Source organism: Acinetobacter sp. ACNIH3, from assembly GCF_002918965.1.
GTDB classification, from domain to species: domain Bacteria; phylum Pseudomonadota; class Gammaproteobacteria; order Pseudomonadales; family Moraxellaceae; genus Acinetobacter; species Acinetobacter schindleri.
In genome coordinates this window covers 1-4,467 of the sequence record NZ_PQLP01000086.1, presented here as the reverse complement: position 1 = coordinate 4,467, position 4,467 = coordinate 1, and the positions used below count along the sequence as shown (strand labels likewise).

Genomic DNA, 4,467 nt, shown 5'->3' with positions numbered 1-4,467 from the left:
AAGTATTTGGATTGTCACTGCTTGCTCCAAAGTTAACATATTGAGCAGTCCAAAATGACCGCTATATTAACCAAGGGGGTCAGTTTTTAAATGCCATTAGGGGGTCATTTTTACACTGCCGCTAACAGAAGCAAAAGCCGTTAAACCATTGGGCAAATTAAAGAAATGGGTATCTGGAGTCTCAATTGCACAAAGTCGCAAACATTCTGCATAGACGGCTTCAATGGCGCAGACTTCAGGATGCTCTTGCTGAGCAGGAAACTTAATCAGCCAGGCTTCATGTTGATCAGAATCTTGAGTCGAAAACTCTAAATTGACAGGATCTCGGTAAACCAACGCTTTTGGTCTGGCACCTTGAGGGGAGCCACCCATGACCAATAAATGCTGTAGAAATTCACCACCTTCACCTTTGAGTACTTCTTGAACTTCCTGGGCCAGTTGTTGTAAAGGGATATTTTCTGAGGTTTGCATGTCAGCAACACAAGGTTCAAAGGAGAGGGCCCCCATTGCGTGACTACTAATATAGGTCAGACGCTCCAAAGGTCCAATTCGTGCTGAATTTAAGCCAATTTTTTTGAAATATCGATCCATCAACATCATGCCCCAACCATCTGGTAAAGCGTCATAGACTGGACCTGGGAGTCCCATTTGATGAGTAGGAAAACCTTGTCTGAATGGTAGACCTTTTAAAGGCAGCAAGTAAGAAGAGAGCTCAACACCTTGCTGTATTGCTTCTGGACTATATTCAAAAGCAATGGTGGGTCTACCTGTCGTGGCTGTTGAACTAATCAGCGTTCCCCATAACCATGATTCGCCCCAACCGTTGTAATAAACATTAAGTCTATTGAGCATTATCCCTTCCTCTTAATACGGTGGCGCTTACTTTGACTCTCATAGCGAAGAATGTCATTCACACTGTTAAGCTGAGGTTTAAATAGTTCCTGAAGTTCGTTTAATCGACCCAAGACCATTGCAATACGGACTAAATTTTCAACAGATACATTTCGTCCCGCTTCAAGATTCGAAACTGTATTCACGCCGACACCAGCGCGTGCTGCTACCTCAGCTTGAGACATCTCCAGAAAGAGTCGTTGCTTACGTAAACGCTCACCTAAAAGAGTCACAACTTCTTCTGGTTTAGTGAAATATAAATCCATTAAATTGGGTCTTAAGAATGAATAATTTAATTAAATCACAAAATAATGGAATTAATCTATAGCTATAGTGTGGCTAAGGAGGGCTTTGTTGCACAGCACATCAGAAGGGTAGGTATAGTCCTTGGGTATCGGTTACAGAAAATCATCAGGATGTACTTTGACTGATTGTTGATACGGAGATTTCAGTATTTTCATTTTTCCTAATAGTGCATATTCTTGCATAAAAGTACCACCCATTCCTGTTCCTGCCATACCAGTCAATCCTGTTCGTGCTATACCACTTTAATGGATTTTTTGGACAAAGCCGTTAGGTGAGCAAACATTTGTTCAATACATTGGAGCAAGTAAAATATTATGGAAAAAATTGGTTGTGGCATTACACTAGGAAAGACCATCTGAAGCAAACCAAGAAAAGACCAACTTTAATGGCTGCTTAACCTATGCTTTTAATTTCTGTTATTTATGTGAGGCCCTCTCATATACCAAAATTTAGAGTCCACATCATGATATTGATCTATAAAGCTACGGCACCATTCTAAATTTTCAGCTTATTACCTCACTCATTCAATATAACTTAATAACTCAAATGAATAATCCCTAAATTTACAATAAATATTATCTTCTTCAGTTTGGATTAATTCATAAAACACATTCTCTAAACCTTCGTCATTATTTACAATTAGCATCTTAAAAAATTGATTATAAATTCCATTTAATTTAGATATATTTAAGTCACTTACATTAAAAAACAATACCTTTAAAAACTTTGATTCAATAAAGTCCCTCAAATTATCGGCCAAAATAATTTCCAAATTATAACACTGGTTAATAAAGTCATACTTAAATGATAAATTAAAAACCTCATCATAATTATTAAATTCTTTATTCAATATTTCCAAGCTCATCGTACTCTCCAATATTTATATATTTAAAAACTCAATCATGATTTATCATAATGTTTCTACCGCCAACTGTCCCTGGACCATATTCATATAAATGAGTATGTGGGGTGCTATGGTAATTTTTTGGATCATTTCTATTACCATACCCATGATTTGTATAATCGATTCTTCGCATTTGTCTACCATATTGATCATAAAATACTTCTGACCTTTCCATGTTTCCTGTGCGTGAATTATATCTATTCTGCTCTCTATATCTGATACCTGGTTCTACCTGATGAGGAGCTTTTCCTGCCCACGCACTATCAGGTAAGCAAGTCGTTCTTGAAGTTAATTCCCTAAGTTGTTGATTCAATATATTAATATCATTTCTATTATATCTTGCTGGACTATAATTAGGACTAACCGTTGAATAACTAAAAGATGGATCATAACGTCGTATTTGGTTGATTAAAGAGGCTGCTTGAAAATTGATAGTAGATGAACCATTAGATGGATTCATTACTCGACGATTTAGTCCATTTTCATCAGTTGAATTGATAGGGTCATTTTCTACATAAGCATAAGTATTTAATCCACCAGCCAGTCCTATCGGATCACTTTGCGTATAACGGCCTATACTTGGATCATAGTAACGATTCCAATTATACCAAAGCCCACTTTCAGTATCATAATACTGTCCAGGAAAACCGATGTTAAATTGTCCAATACTACTTTGAACCATTGAACTATCATAACTGCTCGTCTGTGCTTTCCAAACTACCGCTTTACTGACATTGGTTAGGACTTCTGGTCGCCCCAAATGGTCACTATGAACAAAATTTACTTTGTTACCCCGTACCACACCAATTACTTGTCCACCCAACCAGATATATACGCTACCTAAACCACCTGTTTGTGTCGCTGATAATCCAGATTCAGCTAATAGTCGTCCGTCAGGCGCGTAGACATAATTAATACTACCCGCACTACTCATCTTACGACTACGCAAATTAAAGACATCATAATCATAAGTATTTGTTACACTACCAGATTTAACTGTTTTTAAACGGTTAAAGCCATCATAGGTGTAATCGACTGTACCACCATGTCCTGTTTTCTTGGTCAAATTACCAAGACTACTATAAGTGAATTGTTTAGCTTCAGTTGTAGACGTACTTGCTAGGCGATTCGCTGTACTTGTTTGGTAATTAGTAATTAGATTGGTATTGCCGGTACGTGTGAGACGATTACCATTTCCATCGAAAGTCCAACTTTCGCTATAAAGGGGAGAGGCTGACTTGGTCAATTGTCCTAAAACATCATAACTATAGGTTGTGGTTTTATTGCTTTCTTGGCTATTGGTAATTTTACTTAACCAATTATTATTGTTGTAGTTATATACTAAATCTTGAATAGTTGGAGTCTTGATGGCTGTCAGGCGATAATCTCGATCAAAAGTATTGGTTTTAATTAAGCCATTGCCATACGTCCAGTTTTTAATTTCACCATAGGGTTCATATTGAATATTACTTACTACAGTCTGGTCTATACCTTGTATTTTTACCTTTACTGAATTAACTCGGCTCAAAGCATCATAATGATAACTCACCTTAAAACCATCACTGGCTCGACTTTCACCGATTAATCGACCATATTCATCATAGGTCCAATAAACTGGATAACTGACACCATCAGTTTTGGTTATTTGTACACTTAATTGCCCATCTTTTGTATAACTATAGCTTTTAGAAGTAATACCATCTGAAATAGCACAGAGGCGACCTTTACCGTTTGTACAATTATCATAAGTCCATGTTTGGATTTCATTACCTGTTTGTGCCTTGGTTCGTCGATTAAGTGCATCATACGTATATGTCGTCACAACGTTGTTTGCACGTGTCAGTTTAATCAAATTACTATTTTGATCATATTCATAGGATGACACTCCCGTATCTTGGCTACTTTGCATTATTAGATTACCAAAGCCATCGTAACTATATGCTGTCGTTGTGCCACGAGCATCTTTAACAAACCTTAACTCATTAGCCCCTCCGTAACGATATTCTATTGTATTTCCATCTGGATTAACTTGTGTATTGAGTTGATTGAATACATCATATTGATAGGTTGTGGCTTTATTTAGCGAGTCCGTTTTTTTAATCAGATTGCCATTAGCATCGTAATTATAACGAATATTTTGACTATTATTTCCTTTATCTGCTGTTGTCCAACCAAGTTGATTATGTTCATTCGCTTGAGAGTATCTAACATTATTACCCTCTCTATATTCGATAGTTAACAGGGCAGAGTAAAACTTGAAGTGCGACATAAACCACCTAATTAATTTAAAGGGTTTATGGAGTATATAAAATTGTCATACCATCATCTTAACTTTGAAGATCGTACTGCATTAATGCTTGAGTCAA

2 protein-coding genes and 2 pseudogenes are annotated in these 4,467 nt (G+C 36.7%); all 4 read right to left on the bottom strand.

The window, feature by feature from the left end; translation table 11 throughout:
• Positions 1-126: 126 nt before the first annotated feature.
• A pseudogene (locus C3420_RS16350) lies at positions 127-852 on the bottom strand (type II toxin-antitoxin system HipA family toxin); the annotation flags it as partial.
• Positions 852-1,157 (bottom strand): helix-turn-helix domain-containing protein, encoded by a 306-nt coding sequence (locus C3420_RS16345; RefSeq protein ID WP_000366814.1) that lies wholly within the window; start codon positions 1,155-1,157, stop codon positions 852-854. The gene C3420_RS16345 and the pseudogene C3420_RS16350, both read right to left, overlap by 1 nt.
• A gap of 560 nt (positions 1,158-1,717) precedes the next feature.
• Positions 1,718-2,062 carry a hypothetical protein gene (locus tag C3420_RS16340; RefSeq protein WP_103801056.1) on the bottom strand — a complete coding sequence of 115 codons (345 nt, stop codon included), beginning with the start codon at positions 2,060-2,062 and terminating at the stop codon, positions 1,718-1,720.
• 31 nt (positions 2,063-2,093) lie between these two features.
• Positions 2,094-4,343, bottom strand: a pseudogene (locus C3420_RS16335) (RHS repeat-associated core domain-containing protein); the annotation flags it as partial.
• Positions 4,344-4,467: the final 124 nt, after the last annotated feature.

Excerpts from the sequence above, each read along its gene's own strand:
- C3420_RS16345 (WP_000366814.1), bottom strand. The coding sequence starts at position 1,157 with ATGGATTTATATTTCACTAAACCAGAAGAAGTTGTGACTCTTTTAGGT.
- C3420_RS16340 (WP_103801056.1), bottom strand. The coding sequence starts at position 2,062 with ATGAGCTTGGAAATATTGAATAAAGAATTTAATAATTATGATGAGGTT.